The organism is Nocardia sp. NPDC004340, assembly GCF_053602575.1.
Genome location: NZ_JBSGDW010000002.1, coordinates 161,470 through 183,203, shown reverse-complemented (window position 1 = coordinate 183,203; position 21,734 = coordinate 161,470). Strand labels below are relative to the sequence as shown.

The following is a 21,734-nucleotide window of genomic DNA, read 5'->3' as shown; positions in this document are numbered from 1 at the left end:
TTGTGCCGGAACCGTTTCCGGTCACCACAGCGATATCACAGGGGTGTGGGGCGCTGCACCTCGGTTTTGTGCGGGGTGGTGTAGACGGTGACGGCGTGGTCCGTGCAGCGGTCGACGAAGGTGGTGTCGAGGGGGTGGTCGCTGACCAGGAGGCGGAAATAGAGAGGGGCGGAGAGGGTTTCGATGACCTCACGGGGGGAGGTATCGGGAGGGAGGTCGCCGCGCCGGATGGCTCGGTGGATGATGGCGGCGCTCTGGTCGAAGCGGGTGGTCCAGAAGTGGTGGCGGGCGGCTGCTACTTCCGGGTCGGGGGAGAGGGCGACCGTGGTGCCGAGGAGGCGGGCTATGCCGGGGCGGGAGATCAGGTCGGCAATCTGCTGGGCCAACTGGCGCAGGTCTTCCCGGAGGACGCCGGTGTCGGGGATGGGGTTGGCTTCGGCGGCGAGTTCGGTGACGGCGTCGGCGATGAGGGCGGTGCGGGTGCCCCAGCGGCGGTAGATGGTTGTTTCGGCGACGGCGGCTCGGGTGGCGACCTCGGTGATGGTCAGGCCCTCGATACCGTGGTCGGCGATCTGGTCGAGGGTGGCCGCGAGGATGGCCTGGCGGACTCGGGCGGATCGGCCTCCGGTCCTGCGGCGGGGGCTTGATTCCGGGTGGTCGCGGTCTCCGGGCTGGTCCATGCCCTGTTCATAACAGGTTCGGAGGTTAAAAGCTAACAATCCTGGCTTTAGCCTTCCCGCTGAACGGAGCTTAATGCTAGGTTCGCTTGCGTTAAGGATGGGGATGAGAGGACGCGATATGGCCGAGCCCATCGAGATTCGTGCGGACCTGGGTGGACGGCGGATCACGCGAGATCAGGTGCGGGCGTGGGAATCACGGCGGGCCGGTGCCGTGCTGCGGAAGCTCGCCGCCCGGCTGGGGGAGCGCGCGCTCGCTGAACTGCTGCCGGATCGCACGATGGCGGCGTTGCGCGGTGCGCCCCTCGACGTGCAGCGAATCGCGTTGACGGACTTGAAGATTCGCCTTGGGCACGCCGGGTTATACGCAGTGCTCGAGCGAGATCTGGTCGTGTCGGAGCGGATCGCTCGCGCTGGGATGGCGATGAGCCGCGGTCGGACGGCGCACTCCGCGATTCGTCTGGAGGTCCCGGGTTACTCCGCGGAACGGTTCGCCGCGTGGTTCGAGAATCTGGTCCTCGACAACCGTGAGGCCGAGATGGTCGACGCCTGCCCGGATCACTATCTGCTCCGAGGGCTGCCCGACGGACGGCAGGAAGTCGTCGAGACCACCGGTGGGTCGCCCATGCCGACCCGGTTCCTGGTCGACTACACAACGACCGATGACCTGACCGTTCCGGTCGACCCGCGGTATCCGATTCAGATCGCGGGGCAAGCGGTTCTCGATGACGGTCTGGTCATCGGCGGCGTCCGCCATCAGTTCCGCGATCAGGGCGGCACGCTGAACGCGCTTCTCACCGTTCAGTTTCCGGCGACCTTGCCAGGGAGGTTCATTCGGCAGCATCGGTGGCATCTGGCCGTGGAGTTCGGCAACTGGCTGATCGCGGCCGCACCGGTGGCCGCGAGGGTCTAGTGGTCACGGAACGCGTGTGGGGCCCGGTCGTTTCGACCGGGCCCCACACGCGATGACCGACTACTTGTGCTGCTTGCCGCACGCCTTGTGATAGTCGATGACAGCCTGGCGTGCCGCCTTCAGGTCCTGGGCCTGCTGCGGGTTGGCCTCGCGCCACGCCTTCAGCTCCGCCCGCCGCTGATCCTTGGGCAGCGCCTTGACCTTGGCGATCTCGGCGGCGACGTCGGGATGCGCGGCCAGGTAGGCGGCGACCTTGGGTGCGGAGTCGGCGCGCGCGGCGGCCGCGGCGGCAGGACCGCAGGTGGGGGTGTCGGCGGAGGCGGTGCCGGGGATCGCGAGGGCGATGGCGGCGGCTCCGGCGGCTCCGGCGAGGGCCACGGCGAGGGTGCGTTTCATTCTCACTCCAGGTTGTGTGGTGGGTTCGCCGTCGAATCTGCCCGCCGAACCTGAAGCCTCCCTGAAGCCGGCGGGCTTCTTCAGGTGATCTTCAGGCGGGGAGAGCGAGGCGGAAGACCGCGCCCTGCGCGCCGATCGGCTCGGGGTCGACGCAGACCAGGTCGCCGCCGTGGGCGCGGGCGAGACCGCGGGCGATGGCCAGGCCGAGACCGGACCCGTCGGGGCGGGTGTCGCGGGCGGAATCGAGGCGGACCAGGCGGTCGAAGATCCGTTCGCGGGCTTCGGCGGGAATGCCGGGGCCGGTGTCGGAGATTGTCAGTTCGACTGTGCTGGAGGCGGATCGGTCCGGAGCGGAGCGCACGTCGATGGTGACCGAGCCGTGGTCCCGCATGGCCTGGCAGGCGTTGGTCAGCAGATTGGTGAGGATCTGGGTGATGCGCTCGGGATCGGCGGAAGCGGTGACCGGATCGCCGGTGAGATGGAATTCGGTGTCCGGATGCAGCATTCGCATGCGGTCGAGCTGGGCGTCGGCGAGCGCGTGCAGATCGACGGGCTCGCGCCGGAGCTGGAGCCCGGCGTCGATGCGCGCCAGGTCGAGCAGGTCATCGACCAACCGTCCCGCGCGATGCGTTTCGCGAACCAGGAGGAGCAACATCCGCTGTCGATCCTCGGGATCGGTGTCGGTGGGCTGTTGCAGGACCGCTTCGGCGAGCGAGCGCACTCCCGTGATGGGTGTGCGCAATTCGTGGGCGGCGTCCCCGACGAACGCGCGGATCTGCTGCTCGGAGGCGCGGGCCCGGGCTTCGGCGGCCGCCGTGTCACGCAACGCCCCTTCCAGCGCGTCCAGCATTTCGTCGAATGCGGCCGCGGTGCGCCCCAATTCGGTGTCGGTGCGGGACGGTTCGAGCCGCCGTCCGAGGTGACCGTGCGCGATGTCGCGGGCCAGCCGCGTCATGGCGTCGAGCGGTTCGAGCGCGCGGCGGATCCCGAACCACAGTGCGAGCGAGATGATCGCGATGGCGGACGTGGTCGCCGCGGTCAGCAGTAGTCCCAGCCGTGATTGCACGCGGGCCAGCAGGGGAGTGTCGATCTGCAAGGTGAGTCGGCTGCCGTCGATCGCACCGGACCCGCTCAGGCGAATGAGGCGAGTCTTGGTGGTGCTGTCCTCGGCGATCCGGTGATCGAGGCTGCCGAAGGTGCGGCCGTCGGCGAGCACGAGCCGCACCCGCACGGACCGGGTGTCGACCCGGGACACCAGATCCTCCGGTGTCACCCCGCTGTGCGCGAGTTCGCGGGCCAGCTGCGCCCGGTCGCCGAGCACCGCGTTCTCGCTGCGGTTGACGACCAGCCCGAACAAGGCGTGCACGCTCACCCCGACCAGCACCAGCACGATGCCGGAAACCAGTGCGGCGGTGAGGGTTACCCGCGCACGCAGCGAGACGGTCCTCACTTCGGCGCCCGCAGGGTGTATCCGAGTCCGCGCACCGTGTGCACGAGCCGTTCCCCGTGTTCCTCGAGCTTGCGTCGTAGCGCGCTGACGTGCACTTCGACCAGATTCGGGTCGTAGTCGTCGTATCCCCACACGGCCGTAAGGATCTGGGTCTTGGTCACCACCCGGTCCCGTTGCGCCGCGAGGTACGCCAGCAGCTTGAACTCGGTGGCCGTGAGCGTGAGTTCCTGTCCGCCCCGGCGCGCGCTGCCGGTGTCCACGGTCACCTCGAGGTCGCCGATCACGGTGCGGCGCTGGAGTTTCCCCATGCGCCGCAGCAGCGCGTCCACGCGTGCCACGAGTTCGGTGAGGTCGAACGGTTTCACCAGGTAGTCGTCGGATCCGGCGCGCAGCCCCCGGACCCGGTCCTCGACGCCGTCGCGCGCGGTGAGCATGACCACGCCCGCCGCGGAGCGTGCTCGCACCGATTCCAGGAGCGCGAACCCGTCCCGCCCGGGCAGCCCGACATCGAGCACCACCACATCGGGCCGGTAGCGGGTGAGGTCCTGTTCCAGCAGCGCGCCGTCGCCTCGCGTGAGCACGTCGTGCCCGGCGGCGGTGAGCCCGGCTCCGACCGCGGCGCGAATGGCCTCGGCGTCTTCGATGACAAGAATGCGTCCCGGTTGCACGCGGTAATTCTCCGGTCGCTGCCTGTGAATCCGCTGCGAACCGGGACGCTTTCCCGTGGATTTAGTGCGGTACCGCGACGGCGCTGATGAACGCGGCGAGCTGCTTGTCGCTGACGTTCTTGGCGAGGTCGGATTCGCAGATCATGCCCGCGAGCTTGTTGCCCTTGCGCATGTCGAGAACGGGCATGCGTTTGATCTGGTTCTGTTCCATGACGTCGAGGACGGTTCCGAGGTCGGTGTCGACGTCCACCGACCACACCCGGCCCTGGGCCAGGTCGCCTGCGCGGACCTTGCCCGGATCGTGTCCCATGGCGATGCAGTTGACCACGATGTCGCGGTCGGTGAGCATGCCGATCATCTGGTCGCCGTCACAGATCGGCAGGGCGCCGACGTCCATGTTGCGCATCATCTGGGCGGCGCGGTCGATCGTCTCATCAGCGGGGATGCATTCCGCATTCCGGTGCATGATGTCGCGAGCCTTCACTGCGAACCTCCTGTCTCGGATGGGTGTGCCAGGAGACATCGTGACCCCAGTCACACCGGAAGGTCAATCCGCCTGTTTCGGATCCTGCCGGTGAGCTGGCCGAATCGTCCGGTCCCGGGCGCGCTCAGCCACACCACGAAGGCCAGTAGACCGTCCAGGGTGAGCGCCAGCGCGGCCACCAGGATCGCGCCGACCAGAACCTTGTCGTACCGGTAGAGGCTTATCCCGTCGAAGATGTACCGGCCCAGCCCGCCCAGGTTCACGTAGGCGGCGATGGTCGCGGTCGCCACCACCTGCAGGGTGGCCGCGCGCAGGCCGCTGAGCAGCACCGGCAGCGCGTTGGGGAGTTCGACGCGGAGCAGCACCCGCGGCTCGCTCATGCCCATGGCGCGGGAGGCGTCGACCACGATGGGGTCCACGTTCGCGATGCCCGCGTACGCGCCCGCCAGCAGGGGCGGAATGCCGACGGTGAGCAGCGCCAGCAGCGGCGGGGTGAGCCCCAACCCCATGAGCAGCACCACGAAGGTGAGCACGCCCAGGGTCGGCAGAGCGCGCATGGAGTTCGCGAATCCGACGATGAGCGCCGACCCGCGCCGGGTGTGCCCGATCAGCAGTCCGATGGGCACGGCGATCACGGCCGAAAGCCCCACGGCCAGCAGGCTGTACCAGAGGTGTTCGAGCAGCCGCCGCCCGATCCCGGCGGGCCCGGACCAGTTCGCGCCGTCGGTGAGGAAGTGCCAGGCGTCCACGAAAAGGTTCACCGCGCAGCCCCTTTCAGCCACGGCGTCGCCACCTTGCCCAGCAGGTACAGCGCCCGGTCCACGATCAAGGCCAGCACCAGCACGACGATGATGCCCGCCACGATCTCGTCCGGATAGTCGCGCTGATACCCCTGCGTGAACAGCTTGCCGAGACCGCCCACTCCGATCAGCGCGCCCACGGTCACCATCGAGATATTGGTGACGGCCACGACCCGCAGGTTGGCGAGGAAGACGGGCAGCGCGAGCGGGAAGTCGACGGTGAGCACCCGCCGCCAGCGCGGGTACCCGATGGCGTCGGCCGCGTCGAGGGTGGTGTCGGACACCGAGTCCAGCGCCGCCGGTACCGCCGTCACCAGCAGCGCGACCGAGTAGATGGTCAGGGCGATAACGACATTCAGCGGATCGATGACCCCGATGCCGAGCAGCGGCGGCAGGATCACGAACAACGCCAGCGACGGAATCGTGTAGGCGATCCCGGCCGCGGTGGTGGTGATCCGCCGCAGCCAGCGCGCCCGATGCGCGAGCGCGCCCGCCGGGATCGCGATCACCAGTCCGAGCGCCAGCGGCAGCAGCGCCAGCGACAGGTGGGTGCGGGCGTATCCGGCGATCTCGCCGAAATTGTCCAGCAGGTACCTCACCGGGTCTCCTCGAAGAAGACCCGATTGCGTTCGGCGTCCTCGGCCGTGCGCTGCCGGTGCAGCTGTTCGAGCACGTCGCGGGCGTAGATGGCGCCGCGCACGCCGCCGGAATCGTCCACGGCGACACCGATTTCCGCGGGGGAGGAGATGGTGGCGTCGAGTGCCTGCCGCAGGTCGCCGCCGGGCGGGAACAGGGAGCCGCCCGAGGCCATGCTGTCGGCGAGCGGGCGTCCGGCGCGGACGCCTTCCACGCCGGTGGTGTCGATCCAGCCCATGGGTTTCTTGGCCTCGTCGATGACGAGCCGCCATTCGCCCTCGTCCAACCGGATGCCGGGCACCTGTTCGGGGGAGATGGTGGAGAGGTCGTGCAGGGGTACGGCGTCGGCGGGCCGGAAGGACAGTTCGCGGTAGCCGCGGTCGCGGCCCACGAATCCGGCCACGAAATCGGTGGCGGGCCGGGCGAGTACGGTCTGCGGGACGTCGTGCTGTTGCAGGCGCCCGCCGGGCCCGAAGACGGCGATGTGGTCGCCGAGTTTGATGGCCTCGTCGATGTCGTGGGTGACGAAGACGATGGTCTTGTGCAGTTCGGCCTGCAGCCGCAGCATCTCGTTCTGGAGTTCGGTGCGCACGACGGGGTCGACGGCGCTGAACGGCTCGTCCATGAGCAGGATGGGCGGGTCGGCGGCCAGCGCCCGGGCGACGCCGACGCGCTGCTGCTGGCCGCCGGACAGTTGCGCCGGATAGCGTTGCGCCAGAGCGCGATCCAGTCCGACGCGATCCATCACCTCCAGCGCCGCCTGCCGGGCCGCGCGCCGGGACTGCCCGCGCAGCACCGGCACGGTGGCCACATTGTCGACGACGGTGCGGTGCGGCAGCAGTCCGGCGCTCTGGATCACGTACCCGATGCCGAGCCGCAGCTTGACCGGGTCGGCACGGGAAATGTCCTGTCCGCCAATGGTGATGGCGCCGACACTGGGGCTGATCATCCGGTTGATCATGCGCATGGAGGTGGTCTTGCCGCAGCCGGACGGTCCCACGAACACGGTGAACGACCCGGATTCGATGCGCAGGCTCAGGTCGTGGACGGCGGTGGTGCCGTCCGGGTAGGTCTTGCTGACGCCGGTGAATTCGATGTCGGACACCGTGTTCCGCCTCCCCTTATGCGATCGGCTTGTCGAGCCCCTGCGCGGCGACCCACTGGCGGGCGGCGGCGGCCGGTTCGGTCTTGCTGCTGCCGGAGACGGCGGTATTGAGCGAGATGAGTTCGGCGGTGGTGAGTTTCGCGGAGGTCGCGTCGAGCACCTTGGTCAGCTTGTCGCTCTTCTTGGCGGTGTTGTAGAGCGGCACCACGTTCTGGGGCGGGAAGTTGTGCTTGGGGTCGGTCAGCACCACCAGGTTGTTGGCGGCGACGGCGGGGGAGGTGGTGAAGATGTCGGCGGCGGTGACCTGGCCGTCGGTCAGCGCCTTCACGGTGGCGGGGCCGCCGCCGTCGGCGATCGGCACGAAGTTGGCGGCGGCGATGTCGAGTCCGTAGTTCTTCTTCAGGCCGGGTAGCCCGCCCGGCCGTTCGGAGAATTCAGCGGGCGCGGCCAGTTTCACCTCGGCCGAGTGCGCGGCCAGGTCGGCGATGCTGGTCAGATTCCATTTCTCGGCGGTCGCCTTGGTGACGACGACGGCGTCGGAGTCCTCGCCGGGCGCGGGCGTGCCGATGGCGAGCTGATCGCCGAGCGCCTTGGCGAGCGCGGTGTTCACTTCGTCGGGCGTGGTGGCGGTGCTCGATTTGTCCAGGTATTGCAGCAGATTGCCGGTGTAGTCCGGGATCAGGTCGATGGCGCACTGCCTCAACGCGGGCACGTACGCCTCACGGCTGCCGATATTGAGTTTGGTGTCGACGCTGAACCCGTTGGCCCGCAACGCTTCCGCGTACACGTCGGCCACGGTCTCGGATTCGGGGAAGTTGGCGGACCCGACGGTCACCTTGTTCGCGTCGCCGCCGCAGCTGCCGCCCCCACCGAGCGGATTGGACTTGTTGTCGCCACAGGCGGACAGTGCCATGGCGGCGGCCAGCGCGACCGACGCGGCCAGGATTCGAAGTACGGTCCGGGAGATGCGCTTGCCATCGGCGCGCGTGGTGATGAGCGATTGCACTGTCGTCCTTCCGAGCGGGATGCCTGCAGCGGGCGGGGTGTCACCACCCCTGGAACAGACCTAACTGTCCATATTGCCCGCCTCATCCCGCGAACGGTGCCTACCTACGGTCGGTTTCGCGCTTCCGGCGGAAACGGCACGCCCGATGTCCGGCCCGGTTTCACCGCCGCGAGGGCCGGCGCGGCAGACTGTTGCGCGTGTCCGGCACTGACTCCCACCCCTCGCAGGCGCTCGGTCGTCGCGCCGCCCGCCGTCGTCCGTCGCCTCGCGTGCGCACGTCCGGGACCGGATCCAACCGATTGGTTTGTGCCGTGCGAACACTGGGCCGGGGCGCGCTCGTCACCGCGATCGCGGTGACGGCGGTGGCCTGCGGCAGCGCGGACACCGGTCCGGTTGTGACGGTGGGAGCAGGGGATTCGCCCCAGTCCCGGATGATCGCCGAACTCTACGCGGGCGCGTTGGCCCGCACCGGTCTGCACACCCGCGTCGAGGAGCGGGTGGGTTCCCGCGGTGATCTGCTCGCCGCCCTGGACTCCGGCGACCTCGCCCTGTTCGGCGACATCACCGGCGACATCCTCACCGCCCTCGACTCGACCGCAACCGTCACCAAGCCGGACGCGGTGAATGCGGCCCTCGCCAAAGCCCTTCCGCAGGGCGTCACCACCTCCGACCCCGCCGACGGCACCGACCTGCGCCCCACCGTGGTCGCCTCCGCCGCGCACCCCACGGCCCTCCCGTCCTCCCTGAAGGACCTCGGCCCCCGCTGCGACGACCTCATCGTCGGCATCGACACCGGCGCCCCGCTGGACGCCCAGCGCGCCCCCCTCGACCCCGACCGCGATGTCCTCACCCCCCTGCGCGCCACCTACCACTGCGCCATCACCCGCACGGTCACCTTCACCACCCACGCCGACCTCCGAAAAGCCCTCTCCGAAGGCGAGATCCAGTTGGCCGTGCTCCCGGGCCCCGCCGCCTTCCTCCCCGGCGACGGCGCCGACCTCACCGCCCTGTCCGACCCCGACTACGCCTTCCGCGCCGCCATGGTCGCCCCCATCCTCCGCAAGTCGGCTCTCACCGACCCTCAGCTCCGCAAACTCAACTACGTGGCAGGCGAACTCACCACCACCGAGCTCGCCGACATGATCCACCAGATCCGCGACCAGAACGCCATCCCCTCCGCCGTGGCCCGCACCTGGCTCGACGCCCACGCCCTCTGATCCGGGTCCGCCACCGCCGCGCTGTGCCACAAACCCTTTCGGTCGCTTACCGTGGAGGGTTCGGGGGCAGCTTCCAACGGCGGTACGGAACTGGATACGACGGTGAACTCACCTGGCGACGATCATCTGGGCAATTGGCCCTGGCCCACAGGCACTTTCATGGAGCGGCTGTGCCTGCGCTCCCGGAGGTCGCTACTCCGGCTCGGGACGCGGACGTACGGGCCGCCGGGCACGGTGCTCATGCGGCAGGGCGATCCGGGCAGCATGGTGTATCTGCTGCGCTCGCGCGACCGCTCGGTATCGGCGTGCGTGAAGATCACCACGGCCGACGGCCGGCTGCTCGCGATCCGGGTCAGCGGGGACGTGATCGGCGAACTCGGTGCGCTGGTGCCGGATTCGCTGCGCTCCAACACCGCGACCGTGTGCACGCCCACCATCGTGCACCGCATCCCGGGCACGGCGTTCATGACCTTCCTGGAAACCCATCACGACGGTTCCCTGGTGCTGTGCCGTTCCCTGGCCGACCGGCTGGCCTGGTCGGATCAGCGTCGCCTGGACTTCGGCGACCATCAGGTGCGGGTGCGGCTGGCGCGCCTGCTCGTCGAGTTCGTCGAGTCGTACGGGCGGCGGGTGGAGGCCGGGTGGGAGCTCACCGTGCGGCTGTCCTACGAGGAGCTGGGCAATCTGGTCGGGGCGCGGGTGGACGCGGTGGGCAAGGCGATGAAGGAACTGGGCGCGGACGGCTCGGTGTGCCTGATGAAGCGGCACGTCATCGTCCGTGATCTCGAAAACCTGCGGCGGGCAGCCGAGTTGACGGATGTTTTCGGGAAAGACGCCCGGGTGACCTGATTTTTCAGTTCGCGGCCGAGCTCATGCTCGCCGCCGCGGTGGCGCTCACTGTTGAAGGGCGGCGGCCAGATCTGCGTTGAGGGCGAGGGCGGGCAGGGAGGTGACGAGCATGTCCACCAGGGCTTCTCGGGGGATGGGTTCCTCGCGGAGCCAGGTGAGGGTGGTCTCCTCGACGAAGGCGATCCAGCCGCGGACCGCCAGGCCGAGCCGGGGGCGGTCGGGGTCGTCGGCCGGGATGGGGGCCTCGGCGAGGATGCGGTCGACGAGGGCCATGCGGGTGGCGTTGACGAGGGCCACGAGTTCCGGGCTGGCACTGGCGGGGCCGCGGAGCAGCGCCAGATACGAGGTGCGGTTCTCGGTGACGTAGGCGATGTAGCGCTCGATCGCGTCCTGCAGCATGTCGAACAGCGACAGGGTGGGGTCGGGGGTGGTGCGTTCCAGGAGTTCGGCATTGGCGTGATTGACGATCGCCAGGTGGAAGTCGTGCTTGGTGGGGAAGTAGTGGAAGAGCAGGCCGCGGGAGATGCCGGCCTGGGCGGCGATCTCGCCGATGGAGACGTCCTCGAGGGCGCGCTCGCGCAGCATGCGGGCGCCGAGGGTGATCAGCTGCTCGCGGCGTTCGGCGGGGCTGAGGCGCACGCGTTTGGCCCGGCTGTCCGGTCTGCTGCTCACGGCGCGCTCCTTGGTCATTTGTCCGACGGTACTGAACGAGGGTCGACGATTACTGAACTCGAGTCAATAATATTGACTACTGCTCAATAAGAGTATTGACTCCTACTCAATAGGACCATATTCTCGGGTACATGAGTCGCAAGGTTACAGACAAAGCTGTCGGCAACCGGCCTGCCCGGCACTCCCACGTGATCATCGTCGGCAGCGGGTTCTCGGGCCTGGGCCTGGCCATCCGGCTGAGCAAGCAGGGGCGCACCGACTATCTCGTGCTGGAGCGCGGCAGCGATGTCGGCGGCACCTGGCGCGACAACACCTACCCGGGCGCGGCCTGCGACGTCCCCTCGCAGCTGTACTCGTACTCCTTCGCCACCAACCCGGAGTGGTCGCGCTCCTTCTCCAAGCAGCCGGAGATCCAGCGCTACATCCAGGGCGTCGCCGACAAGTACGACGTGCGCGACAAGCACATCTTCGACTGCGAGATGACCGGCGCCCAGTGGAACGCCGCCGAGGCGCGCTGGGAGATCCAGACCAGCCAGGGCGCGTTCACCGCGGACATCCTGGTCTCCGCCGTCGGCGCGCTGTGCGAGCCGAACCTGCCGGACATCAAGGGCATCAACGACTTCCAGGGCGAGATCTTCCACTCCGCCCGCTGGAACCACGACTCCGACCTGACCGGCAAGCGCGTCGCCGTCATCGGCACCGGCGCCTCCGCCATCCAGATCGTCCCGAACATCGCCGCCAAGGTCGCGCACCTGGACGTCTACCAGCGCACCGCCCCCTGGCTGCTGCCCCGCGTCGACCGCGAGTACCTGGCCCCGGAGCGCTTCGCGCTCAAGAAGATTCCCGCGCTGCGCAACCTGTACCGCGCCGGCATCTACGCGGCCCGCGAGACCCAGGTGGTCGGCCTGGCCAAGTTCCCGCCCGCCATGCTCGCCCTGGAGGCGATCGCCCGCGCCAAGCTGTTCGCCGAGGTCCGCGACCCGGAGCTGCGCCGCAAGGTCACCCCGGACTTCCGCATCGGCTGCAAGCGCATGCTGATCTCCAACGAGTACTACCCGGCGCTGGGCCGCGACAATGTGGACCTGGTGACCGACGGGATCAAGGAGATCCGCCCGAACGCCATCGTCACCAAGGACGGCGTCGAGCGCGAGGTGGACGCGATCATCGTGGCCACCGGCTTCCACGTCACCGACTCGCCGGTCTACGACACCGTTTCCGGTCGCGACGGCCGTACCCTGTCCGAGGTGTTCGACGCCATCGGTCAGCAGGGTTACAAGGGTTCGGCGATCAACAACTACCCCAACATGTTCTTCATGCTCGGCCCGAACGTCGGCCTGGGCCACACCTCGATGGTGTTCATGCTGGAGTCGCAGATCAACTACATCTCCGACGCCATCGCACAGTTCGACAACCTGCGCCTGCGCACCGTCGAGGTCCGCAAGGACGTGCAGGACGAGTACAACGCGGGTCTGCAGCGCAAGCTGGAGGGCGCGGTGTGGAGCACCGGCGGCTGCGCCTCCTGGTACCTGGACAAGCACGGCAACAACACCACGCTGTGGCCGGACTTCACCTTCCGGTTCCGTAGTCTGCTCGAGCACTTCGACGTCGCGGCCTACGAGACCACCACCGAGCCTGTCGCACAGGCCGTTTGAGTCACCCCCACTCCTTCACCAACCGAAAGCGGTAACCGTGAGCAACGATGCTTACTTCAAGGACAAGGTCTGCGTGATCACCGGTGCGGGTTCCGGCATCGGCCGCGCGCTGGCGGAGAACCTGGCCAAGCGCGGCGCGCACCTGGCGCTGTCCGACATCGACGCCGAGGGACTCGCCGAGACCGTGCGGCGCTGTGAGAAGTTCGGCGTGAAGATCAAGTCCGATCGCCTGAACGTGGCCGAGCGCGAGGCCGTGCTGCTCTACGCCGATGAGGTGAAGAAGCACTTCGGCAAGGTCAACCAGATCTACAACAACGCCGGCATCGCCCACCACGGCAATGTCACCGACACCGCGTTCAAGGACTTCGACCGCATCATGGACGTCGACTTCTGGGGCGTCGTCAACGGCACCAAGGCGTTCCTGCCGTACCTCATCGAATCCGGTGACGGCCATGTGGTGAACGTGTCCAGCCTCTTCGGCCTGATCGCGGTCCCCGGCCAGAGCGCCTACAACTCGGCCAAGTTCGCGGTCCGCGGCTTCACCGAGGCGCTGCGCCAGGAAATGCTGATGAGCGGCACCCCGGTTCAGGTCACCTGCGTGCACCCCGGCGGCATCAAGACCGCCGTCGCCCGCAACGCCAGCGTGTCCGAGGGCCTGGACCAGAAGAACCTGGCCGCGCTGTTCGACAGCAAGCTCGCGCTGCACACCCCGGAGATGGCCGCGCAGACCATCACCGAGGCGGTCCGCAAGGGCCACGGCCGCGTACTGATCGGCTGGGAGGCCAAGGCCCTCGACCTGTTCGTGCGCACCACGGCTTCGTACTACCAGCGGATCTCCGCCGTGGTGCAGAAGCGGATCCTGCCGTAATACCGCGATTCTGAAGGACATTCGGTCATGCCCGATGTGACACTGCCGTTGCCTGTCGTCCGAGCCGTGCTGAACCCGGTCTTCCGGGTGATGCTCAATCACCGGCTCCCGTTCGGTGTCCAGCGGGCACTGATGGATTGGGGTTCGGTGGCGCAGCGGGCGCCACGCGGCACCCATGTCGAGCATGTCCGCCTCGGTGGCCGCCCGACCGAGCGCGTCTCGGTCGGGCCGGTCTCCGACAGCGCCACCGTGCTGTACCTGCACGGCGGCGGCTACACCGTCGGCTCGCCGCTCACGCACCGCTCGCTGGCGGCCTATCTGTCCCGCGAAACCGGTTGCGCCGTGCAGGTTCCCGACTACCGGCTCGCCCCCGAGCACCCGTTCCCGGCGGCGCTCGAGGACGCCGAGGCCGCGTTCCTGGAACTGGTCCGGGCCGGTTTCCGGCCGGAACGCATTGCGGTGGCCGGTGATTCGGCCGGTGGCGGGCTGTCGCTGGCGCTGGCCGAGCGGCTGCGCGACCGGCACGGACTGACCCCGGCCGCCCTGGGCCTGATCGCGCCGTGGGCCGACCCGAACGAGGTCCCCACCCGCAACCGCGATCTGGTCATCAACAAGCCGTGGTCGCGGGCCTGCGCCGCGGCCTACCTGGGTGGCGGCGACGGCACGGACGCCGGGTACGCGCCGCTGCTGGGCGAACTGCGCGGCCTGCCGCCTACCTACGTCCAGGCCGACAAGGCCGAGCTGCTGCACGACCAGTGCACGCGGCTGGTGGCGCAGCTGCGTGCGGCGGGGGTGCCGACCGAGTTCACCGAGACCGAGGGTCTCTGGCATGTGGCCCAGCTGCAGGCGGCGCTGGTGGCGCCGGCCGCGGCGGTCACCGTCGAACTCGGACAGTTCCTGCGCCAGGCGCTTCGACCGGCCCAAAGCCGGTCAATAGGATAGAGAAGAGTCACAGCGCGAGACCGTCCGGGAACAGGTTCGGGCGGTCCGCGAAGAGTTACCTGTGAGCGTGGCGTAAATTACCCGCCAGTAAACCTCTGTGGAAGGGCAGCGATGCGAGAGTTCGAAGTCCCGGCTACCTACACCATTCCGGAGAACGCCAACATGTCGGACGGCGCGTTCCGGCATGCTGAGAAGACCCCTGACCTGGTGGTCTTCAACACTCCGAATGGCAAGGGCGGCTGGAACGACGTCACGGCGGCGACGTTCGCGAAGACCGTGACCGACGTGGCCAAGGGACTGGTGGCCTCCGGTATCGAGCTCGGCGACCGCGTCGCCATCATGGCTCAGACCAGCTACGAGTGGGTCGTACTGGACTTCGCCATCTGGGCGGCCGGCGGCTGCACCGTCGCGATCTACGACTCCTCCTCCGCCGAGCAGGCGCGCTGGATCCTCGAGGACTCCGCCACCAAGCTCACCGTCGTCCAGAACGACAAGCACCGCGCCACCATCGCCGAGATCGAGTCCGGGCTGGACAGCCTGCGCGAGGTCCTGCAGCTCGACAAGGGCGCGATCGCCGAGCTCGCCGCGCGCGGCAAGGATCTCGACGACGCCGTGGTGCACGAGCGCCGCGCCCAGGTGAAGGCCGCCTCCCCGGCCACCCTGATCTACACCTCCGGCACCACCGGCCGGCCCAAGGGCGTCATGCTCTCGCATGCCAACCTCTACGCTGAGTCGGCTGCCGACCGCTCCTCCATGAGCGAGTTCCTGCAGCCCGGCCGCAAGTCGCTGCTGTTCCTGCCGCTGGCCCACGTCTTCGCCCGCGCGGTGGCGCTGGCCGCCTTCGACGCCGGCGTCACGGTCGCCCACACCGCCGACTGGTCCACCCTGGTCGAGCAGTTCGGCCAGTACAAGCCGAACTTCATCCTCTCGGTGCCGCGAGTGTTCGAGAAGGTGTTCAACGGCGCCAAGCAGAAGGCGCACGACGGCGGCAAGGGCAAGATCTTCGATTACGCCACCGAGATCGCCATCCAGTACAGCCAGTCGCTGGAGACCGGCCGCCCCGGCATCGTGCTCAAGCTGCAGCACGCGGTGCTCGACAAGCTGGTGTTCAGCAAGCTGCGTGAGGCCATGGGCGGCCAGTGCTCCTCCGCCGTCTCCGGTGGCGGCCCGCTGGGCGCGCGCCTGGGCCATTACTTCCGCGGCGCCGGCGTCACCATCTACGAGGGCTACGGCCTGACCGAGTCCACCGCGGCCGTCAGCGTCAACACCCCCAAGTACATCAAGGTCGGCTCGGTCGGCCGTCCGCTGCCCGGCCACGGCGCCAAGGTCGCCGACGACGGCGAACTGCTGATCCGCGGCCCGGTCGTGTTCGGCGGCTACTGGAACAACCCCGAGGCCAGCGCCGACGCGTTCGACGCCGACGGCTGGTTCAAGACCGGCGACCTCGGCGCCATCGACGAGCAGGGCTTCATCGCGATCACCGGTCGCAAGAAGGAAATCCTGGTCACCGCGGGCGGCAAGAACGTCTCCCCGGCCATGCTCGAGGACTCGCTGCGGCAGAACGCGCTGATCAGCCAGGTCATGGTGGTCGGTGACGGGCAGCCCTTCATCGGCGCGCTGGTCACCCTCGACCCCGAGGCCCTGCCGGCGTGGAAGACGCGCAACGGGATTCCCGCCGACACCCCGATCGAGCACCTCATCGAGAACCCGGCCCTGGTCGGCGAGATCAATGACGCGGTCGCGGCCACCAACAAGCTGGTCTCGCACGCGGAGGCGATCAAGAAGGTCCGCATCCTGCCGGTCGACTGGACCCAGGAGGGTGGCGAGCTGACCCCGAAGCTGTCGCTCAAGCGGGCCGTCGTCATGAAGCAGTACGCGGCCGACGTGGACGCGATCTACAACTCCTGACCGGAGTCGGGAGGCTGCGGGGCCAGGCCCCCGGACCCCCGGATGAGCGGACTCGGGGCGCACGGGACTTCCCGTGCGCCCCATTCTCATTCCTGGGTAGCGGGCAGCCGGTCGAGGAAGTCCGCGATGAGCGGGGCGATCTCGGCTGCATGCGTCTCCAGCGCGAAGTGGCCGGTGTCGAACAGGTGCAGTTCGGCCTCGGGAACGTCCGCGAGATAGGCGTGGGCGCCGGGGGCGGGGAAGAACATGTCGTTCGCACCCCAGGTGATGAGGGTCGGGGGAGTGTACTTGCGCAGCCACGCTTGCCATTCGGGGTAGCGGGCCACATTCGACTTGTAGTCGTAGGCCAGGGCCAGCTGCGCCTCCTTGCGGCCGGGGAGGTCCAGGTAGTGCTGGTCCAGGGTCCAGGCGTCGGGGTTCAGCAGGCTCGGATCGGGGACGCCGCCCTCGTATTGGCCGCGGGTGCCCTCGAGGGTGAGCAGGCCGAGGATGGCCTCCTCGTCACCCTCGTGATCGGGCCGCAGTGCGACGAAACCCTGTGCGGCCTCGGACAGTCCGGCCTCGTAGGCATTGCCGTTCTGGACCACGAGCCCGGCGATCCACTCCGGATGGCGGGCGGCCAGCCGCAGGCCGATCGGCGCGCCGAAGTCGAAGATGTACATGGCGAACCGGGTCAGGCCCAGCCCCCGCACGAATCCCTCGGTGATATCGGCCAACCGGTCGAAGGTGTAGTCGAAATCCGCCGGCGCCACGGTGTTTCCGAAACCCGGGTAGTCGGGCGCGATCAGCCGGTAGCGGTCGCCGAGCGCGTCCAGGAGCCGCCGGAACTGGTGCGAGGCGGTGGGAAAACCGTGTAGTAGCAGCAGGACCGGGGCATCGGCGCGGGTGGGGACCGATTCGCGGTAGAACACGTCGACGCCGTCCACCTCGAGGTGACGGTGCTGGACCCGGGGCAGTTCGCTCATAGCAAGGTCAACCGGGGGACGCACCGAATATTTCTCGCATTCACCGAAATTTCCCGGCCACGACCGATGATTTCCGGGCGGCCCCCGCGTCCTACCTGTCGGGTGCCGCCGCACCCGCCACACCGACCGAGGAGGAACCCATGCCCGCACTGAACCCGTACCTCGTCTTCAACGGCAATGCCGAGGAGGCGATCACCTTCTACCAGTCCGTCTTCGGCGGCGAGGCCACCATCGTCCGCTTCGGTGACATGGGCGGCGACACCCCCGGCGACCTGCCCCCGGAGATCGCCAGCCGGGTCGCCAACGCGCAGCTGCCGCTGAGCGCCACCAATATCCTCATGGTGTCCGACACCCCGCCCGGCAACGACATCGACAACTCGAACCCCGGCTTCGCCGTCCAGGTCGAGGTGGAGTCCGCGGCCGAGGCCGAGCGCCTGTTCAACGAGTTCGCCCCCGGCGGCACCGTCACCATGCCGCTCGGCAAGGTCGAGTGGGCCGAGGCCTTCGCCATGGTCACCGACAAGTTCTCGGTGCCGTGGATGATCAACTACACCGGTTCCGCCACCATGTGACGACGTCACCGGATCGTCATTTCTCGCGCGGGTTCGCGCGGTGGTTCCAGCAGTAGGGTCGGTTTCGTGCCCGATCGCGAAGTACGAATCGCCGGCGGCATCGTCGCGGGCCTGGTCACGCTGGGCGTGGCCGAAGCGGTGTCGGTGCTGATCAGTCCCGACAGCACCCCCTTGCAAGCCGTCGGGGCGTGGGTCGTCGACCATACGCCGGACGGGTTCCGGGAATGGGTGATCGGGCTGGTCGGCACCAACGACAAACTGCTGTTGTTCGTGTCGATGGGCGTGGCGGCCGTCGTGCTGGCGGCCGTCGCCGGACTCGCCGAGCGGGCCCGGCGGCCCTGGGGATCGATCCTGTTCGGGGCCTTCGGACTGCTCGCCGTACTGGCCGCGGTGGGACGTCCGGCCGCCGCCTGGACCTGGGCGATACCCGCGCTGCTCGGCACTGCGGCCGGAATTCTCGTGCTGCGCAGCCTGATTCGCCGACTCGAGGAGTCCGCGGAACGCGCCGACGAGACACCGGCCACCGCGGAGTCCCTCGAAGAACAGACCACGCAACGGCGGCAGGTGATGCGCTGGCTCGCCATCACCGGAGCCGTCGCGGTCGCCGGTGGCGTGGCCGGACGGATCATCGGGCTGCGGTCGCGGGACGTCTCCGCCGAGCGGGCCGACGTCGAGTTGCCCACGCCGACCAGCGTCGAGCCGCCGATCGACCCGGGCGCCGACCTGAAGCTGCCGGGCCTCACTCCCTACCTCACCTCGAACTCCAGCTTCTACCGCATCGACACCGCGCTGACCGTCCCGCAGGTCAGCAAGGACGACTGGTCCCTGCGCATCCACGGCATGGTCGATCGCGAGATCCGGTTGAGCTACGCCGATCTCGCCGCGCGCACCCCCATCGAGCGGCTGGTCACCCTGACCTGCGTCTCCAATCCGGTCGGCGGCGAACTGATCGGCAATGCCCGCTGGCTCGGCTACCGGCTCGACGAACTCATCGCCCAGGCCGGGCCGCACCCCGACGCCGACATGGTGCTCTCCCGCAGCATCGACGGCTTCACCGCGGGCAGCCCCCTCGCCGTCCTCACCGACGGCCGCGACGCCCTGCTGGCCGTCGGCATGAACGGTGAACCTTTGCCCACCGCGCACGGCTATCCCGCGCGACTGGTGGTGCCGGGCCTGTACGGGTACGTGTCGGCCACCAAGTGGGTGACCGAACTCGAGATCACCAGATTCGATCGCGCGGAAGCGTTCTGGACCAAACGCGGCTGGTCGGCATACGGCCCCATCAAGACCGAATGTCGCATCGACACCCCGCGCGGCCGCACCCTCGCGCCCGGCAAGGTCACCATCGCGGGGGTGGCGTGGGCGCAGCATCGCGGCATCCGCGGCGTGGAAGTCCGTATCGACCAAGGGGACTGGCAGCCCGCGCGCCTGGCGACCGCCCCCTCCATCGACACCTGGGTGCAGTGGGCCTTCGACTGGGACGCGCCCGCGGGCAGCGGCGTGCACACCGTGTGGGCGCGCGCCACCGACGGCACGGGGGAGACCCAGACCGAGCGGCGACAGGACGTCGTACCCGACGGCGCGACCGGATATCCCTCGCTGACAGTGCGAATCGGCTGACGAACACGCCGGTCGAGCACGGGCGACAGTTCCGAATGGCCGTTTTGCCCGCGGCCGCCGTTTAGGATCGGCGCGGCAGTCGTCGCCCAGTCCGACCGGTTCAGGGAGCATCCCTCGACGGAACAGAGGAAGCGCATGACCGGAGTACTCGAATGGGCGCGGGCGGAGAACCTGCAGCCCGGACCGATCACGCTCGACGTCTGGCAGCAGCTGCCGCCCGACTTCCGCCGGCTGGTCGAGGTGGTCAACGGGGATGTGGTGCGGGCCGACACGCCCGCGCTGCCGTACCGCAATGCCACCCGGCGGCTGGCCGCCATGCTGGAATCCGGGGCCGAGCAACATATGAGCCGCTACAACGACGGCTCGCTCTACGTCGGCGTCGACCAGGACGTGCTGCTGTGGGAATCGCCGCGGCTCACCGTCCGCCGCCCCGACATCATCATGTTCTCCTGTGCTCCCGCCGATGTCGGGCCGCTGCAGGCCGCGCGGGTGAAGATCGCCGTCGAGGTGGTGTCCCCGGCCACCGAACGGGTCGACGCCGCCGACAAGATGGCCGAGTACGCGCTGGCCGGAATCCCTTGGTACTGGCTGGTGTACATGGATCGGGACCGGGTGAAGGCGATTCAGACCCACGTCCTGGTGCTGGGGCACTACCGGCCGCTGCGCCGCCTCAGCGCGCACGTCGGGGAGACGCTGATCGACATGCCCATCGAGATCGGGATCGATTGGACGCGGCTGATCGGGCTGCTGCTCTGAGCGGATCCGCTCTCCGAAGACGACGCTGCCCGCCGGGAATCCCCGGCGGGCAGCGCCTTCCGAACAGTCGGGATCAGTGCGCCCCGATATCGGCCTTCGCCATATCGTCCGCCCGGCCTTCGCCCTGCTTGCCGAAGCCGATGAACATCGCCGAGGCGACCACACCGATCAGCAGGATCGCCGCGGGCAGGTACATGGACTGGCTCAGCGCGGTGCTGAGCTTCTCCAGGATCGGATCCCGCACCGCCGCGGGCAGATCGCTGAGGCTCTTACCGCCCGAGCCCTCGCCGATCGGACCGCTCTGCAGGCCCTGCGCCGAGATCCGCGCCGACAGCAGCGCGCTGATCGCCGCCGAACCGAGCACCGAACCCACCTGGCGGGTGGTGTTGTAGACGCCCGCGCCCGCACCGGCCTGCTGCACCGGCAGGTTGTGGGTGGCGGTGGAGGCCAGCGGCGCCCAGATGCAGGCGTTGGCGATACCGGCGAAGCCGCCGACGATCATGAACAGCGGCAGCGAGCCGTCCGGCTTCATCAGCGCGGCGAAACCGAACAGGGTGGCCGCGAACACCGCGAAACCGATGGTCGGGATGACCCGCGGCGCGACCTTGTCGGAGATCTTGCCGATGATCGGCGCGAAGACGCCGGTCAGAATGGCCATCGGCGCGAAGATCAGCGCCGAGCGGGTCGGCGACAGCTCGTGCACCTGCTGCAGGTAGAAGTAGGCGGGCACGAACACGCTGGTCACCGCCGCGCCCATGGCGGCGATACCGACATTGGACAGCGCGAAGTTGCGGTCCTTGAACAGGCTCAGCGGCACCAGCGGCTCACCGGTATTGCGCGCCTGGTTCACCACGAACAGCGCCAGCACCACGGCGCCGGCCGCGATCATGGCCCAGATCTCGGCGTCCCAGTCGTGGGTATTGCCCTCCTGGATACCGAACACCAGCAGGAACATGCCGACGCCCGACAGCGCCACGCCGACCAGGTCGAACTTGTGCTCGTGCGTGGGCAGCGACGGGACCAGCCAGAACGCCAGCGCGAAGGCGATGATGCCGATCGGCACGTTCACGTAGAAGATCCACTGCCAGCCCTGCCAGTCCACCAGCACGCCGCCCAGGATCGGGCCGACCAGGGTGGCCAGACCGGCCACGCCGCCCCACAGGCCCATGGCCGCGCCGCGCTTGTCCGGCGGGAAGGTGCGGGTGATGACGGCCATGGTCTGCGGCGTCATCAGCGCCGCGCCCAGGCCCTGCACGGCGCGGGCCGCGATCAGCATGTCGACACTGGTCGACTCGGCGCACCAGAGCGAGGCGAGGGTGAACACGACCAGGCCGCCGAGGTAGATGTTCTTGGGGCCGAAGCGATCCCCGAGCCGGCCGGTGACCAGCAGCGGCACCGCGTAGGCCAGCAGGTAGGCGGAGGTGACCCAGATGACCTGGGAGACATCGGCGTTCAGGTCCTTCATGATCGCCGGATTGGCCACCGCGACGATGGTCATGTCCAGCAGGATCATGAAGAACCCGACGACCAGCGCGTAGAGCGCTAGCCACGGGTTGCGTTGAGTGGACATGGATTCGG

General features: G+C 68.7%; 22 protein-coding genes. 10 read left to right on the top strand and 12 right to left on the bottom strand.

Translation table 11 applies throughout. The features are described 5' to 3' along the window. Positions 1-35: 35 nt before the first annotated feature. Complete coding sequence (locus ACWEOI_RS08280; RefSeq protein WP_433667985.1) at positions 36-680, bottom strand: TetR/AcrR family transcriptional regulator C-terminal ligand-binding domain-containing protein; 645 nt, start codon at positions 678-680, stop codon at positions 36-38. Positions 681-798: 118 nt separating this feature from the next. Here ACWEOI_RS08280 and ACWEOI_RS08275 point away from each other — a divergent pair, with 118 nt between their 5' ends. Further along, positions 799-1,590, top strand: coding sequence for a hypothetical protein (locus ACWEOI_RS08275; protein WP_452359261.1), 792 nt, complete (start codon positions 799-801; stop codon positions 1,588-1,590). Positions 1,591-1,650: 60 nt separating this feature from the next. Here the strand turns inward: ACWEOI_RS08275 and ACWEOI_RS08270 are convergent, their stop codons facing one another. The 8 genes from ACWEOI_RS08270 to ACWEOI_RS08235 form a co-directional block, all read right to left on the bottom strand. After that, on the bottom strand, positions 1,651-1,986 hold the full coding sequence (locus ACWEOI_RS08270) for a hemophore-related protein (protein WP_357087298.1): 336 nt from the start codon (positions 1,984-1,986) through the stop codon (positions 1,651-1,653). 91 nt (positions 1,987-2,077) lie between these two features. After that, a complete protein-coding gene (locus ACWEOI_RS08265) occupies positions 2,078-3,436 on the bottom strand; it encodes a sensor histidine kinase (protein ID WP_452359260.1) in 1,359 nt (452 codons plus the stop codon). Next, on the bottom strand, positions 3,433-4,104 hold the full coding sequence (locus ACWEOI_RS08260; RefSeq protein WP_452359259.1) for a response regulator transcription factor: 672 nt from the start codon (positions 4,102-4,104) through the stop codon (positions 3,433-3,435). The genes ACWEOI_RS08265 and ACWEOI_RS08260 overlap by 4 nt, the downstream gene beginning before the upstream one ends. A gap of 61 nt (positions 4,105-4,165) precedes the next feature. Beyond that, a complete protein-coding gene (locus ACWEOI_RS08255) occupies positions 4,166-4,588 on the bottom strand; it encodes a CBS domain-containing protein (RefSeq protein WP_433667976.1) in 423 nt (140 codons plus the stop codon). A gap of 50 nt (positions 4,589-4,638) precedes the next feature. After that, positions 4,639-5,349: an ABC transporter permease gene (locus ACWEOI_RS08250; protein ID WP_452359568.1), complete on the bottom strand. Its 711-nt coding sequence runs from the start codon at positions 5,347-5,349 to the stop codon at positions 4,639-4,641. Continuing rightward, on the bottom strand, positions 5,346-5,987 hold the full coding sequence (locus ACWEOI_RS08245) for an ABC transporter permease (RefSeq protein WP_452359258.1): 642 nt from the start codon (positions 5,985-5,987) through the stop codon (positions 5,346-5,348). Before ACWEOI_RS08245 ends, ACWEOI_RS08250 begins: the two co-directional genes overlap by 4 nt. Further along, positions 5,984-7,129 carry an ABC transporter ATP-binding protein gene (locus tag ACWEOI_RS08240; RefSeq protein ID WP_452359257.1) on the bottom strand — a complete coding sequence of 382 codons (1,146 nt, stop codon included), beginning with the start codon at positions 7,127-7,129 and terminating at the stop codon, positions 5,984-5,986. Before ACWEOI_RS08240 ends, ACWEOI_RS08245 begins: the two co-directional genes overlap by 4 nt. 16 nt (positions 7,130-7,145) lie before the next feature. Then, positions 7,146-8,042 (bottom strand): ABC transporter substrate-binding protein, encoded by an 897-nt coding sequence (locus ACWEOI_RS08235; protein WP_452359567.1) that lies wholly within the window; start codon positions 8,040-8,042, stop codon positions 7,146-7,148. 404 nt (positions 8,043-8,446) lie between these two features. Between ACWEOI_RS08235 and ACWEOI_RS08230 the strand changes: the two genes are divergently transcribed. Together ACWEOI_RS08230 and ACWEOI_RS08225 are read left to right on the top strand one after the other, a co-directional pair. Then, the gene (locus ACWEOI_RS08230; RefSeq protein ID WP_452359256.1) at positions 8,447-9,352 is read left to right on the top strand and encodes a glycine betaine ABC transporter substrate-binding protein; all 906 of its coding nucleotides are present in this window, start codon (positions 8,447-8,449) and stop codon (positions 9,350-9,352) included. A gap of 102 nt (positions 9,353-9,454) precedes the next feature. Then, a complete protein-coding gene (locus tag ACWEOI_RS08225; protein ID WP_452359255.1) occupies positions 9,455-10,201 on the top strand; it encodes a Crp/Fnr family transcriptional regulator in 747 nt (248 codons plus the stop codon). A gap of 45 nt (positions 10,202-10,246) precedes the next feature. Here ACWEOI_RS08225 and ACWEOI_RS08220 read toward each other — a convergent pair whose 3' ends face one another. Next, the gene (locus tag ACWEOI_RS08220; RefSeq protein ID WP_433667967.1) at positions 10,247-10,891 is read right to left on the bottom strand and encodes a TetR family transcriptional regulator; all 645 of its coding nucleotides are present in this window, start codon (positions 10,889-10,891) and stop codon (positions 10,247-10,249) included. Positions 10,892-11,004: 113 nt separating this feature from the next. Between ACWEOI_RS08220 and ACWEOI_RS08215 the strand changes: the two genes are divergently transcribed. From ACWEOI_RS08215 to ACWEOI_RS08200, 4 genes are all read left to right on the top strand, one after another. Further along, positions 11,005-12,525 carry an NAD(P)-binding domain-containing protein gene (locus ACWEOI_RS08215; RefSeq protein ID WP_433667966.1) on the top strand — a complete coding sequence of 507 codons (1,521 nt, stop codon included), beginning with the start codon at positions 11,005-11,007 and terminating at the stop codon, positions 12,523-12,525. Positions 12,526-12,562: 37 nt separating this feature from the next. After that, positions 12,563-13,393 (top strand): SDR family NAD(P)-dependent oxidoreductase, encoded by an 831-nt coding sequence (locus ACWEOI_RS08210; protein WP_433667965.1) that lies wholly within the window; start codon positions 12,563-12,565, stop codon positions 13,391-13,393. A gap of 27 nt (positions 13,394-13,420) precedes the next feature. Next, positions 13,421-14,335, top strand: a complete 915-nt coding sequence (locus ACWEOI_RS08205) for an alpha/beta hydrolase fold domain-containing protein (RefSeq protein WP_433667963.1) — start codon at positions 13,421-13,423, stop codon at positions 14,333-14,335. Positions 14,336-14,446: 111 nt separating this feature from the next. Then, the gene (locus ACWEOI_RS08200; protein ID WP_452359254.1) at positions 14,447-16,243 is read left to right on the top strand and encodes an AMP-dependent synthetase/ligase; all 1,797 of its coding nucleotides are present in this window, start codon (positions 14,447-14,449) and stop codon (positions 16,241-16,243) included. An 86-nt stretch (positions 16,244-16,329) separates the two neighbouring features. On the opposite strand, the gene ACWEOI_RS08195 is transcribed toward ACWEOI_RS08200, so the two are convergent. Further along, positions 16,330-17,208 carry an alpha/beta fold hydrolase gene (locus ACWEOI_RS08195; protein WP_433667959.1) on the bottom strand — a complete coding sequence of 293 codons (879 nt, stop codon included), beginning with the start codon at positions 17,206-17,208 and terminating at the stop codon, positions 16,330-16,332. Positions 17,209-17,348: 140 nt separating this feature from the next. On the opposite strand from ACWEOI_RS08195, the gene ACWEOI_RS08190 reads away from it, so the two are divergent. The 3 genes from ACWEOI_RS08190 (at position 17,349) to ACWEOI_RS08180 (ending at position 20,156) form a co-directional block, all read left to right on the top strand. Continuing rightward, a complete protein-coding gene (locus tag ACWEOI_RS08190; RefSeq protein ID WP_452359253.1) occupies positions 17,349-17,780 on the top strand; it encodes a VOC family protein in 432 nt (143 codons plus the stop codon). A 66-nt stretch (positions 17,781-17,846) separates the two neighbouring features. After that, entirely contained in the window at positions 17,847-19,400 is a 1,554-nt protein-coding gene (locus ACWEOI_RS08185) for a molybdopterin-dependent oxidoreductase (RefSeq protein ID WP_452359252.1), read from the top strand. A 135-nt stretch (positions 19,401-19,535) separates the two neighbouring features. Beyond that, positions 19,536-20,156 (top strand): Uma2 family endonuclease, encoded by a 621-nt coding sequence (locus tag ACWEOI_RS08180; protein WP_433667956.1) that lies wholly within the window; start codon positions 19,536-19,538, stop codon positions 20,154-20,156. Between the two features lie 73 nt (positions 20,157-20,229). On the opposite strand, the gene ACWEOI_RS08175 is transcribed toward ACWEOI_RS08180, so the two are convergent. Next, the gene (locus ACWEOI_RS08175; RefSeq protein WP_433667954.1) at positions 20,230-21,726 is read right to left on the bottom strand and encodes a DHA2 family efflux MFS transporter permease subunit; all 1,497 of its coding nucleotides are present in this window, start codon (positions 21,724-21,726) and stop codon (positions 20,230-20,232) included. Positions 21,727-21,734: the final 8 nt, after the last annotated feature.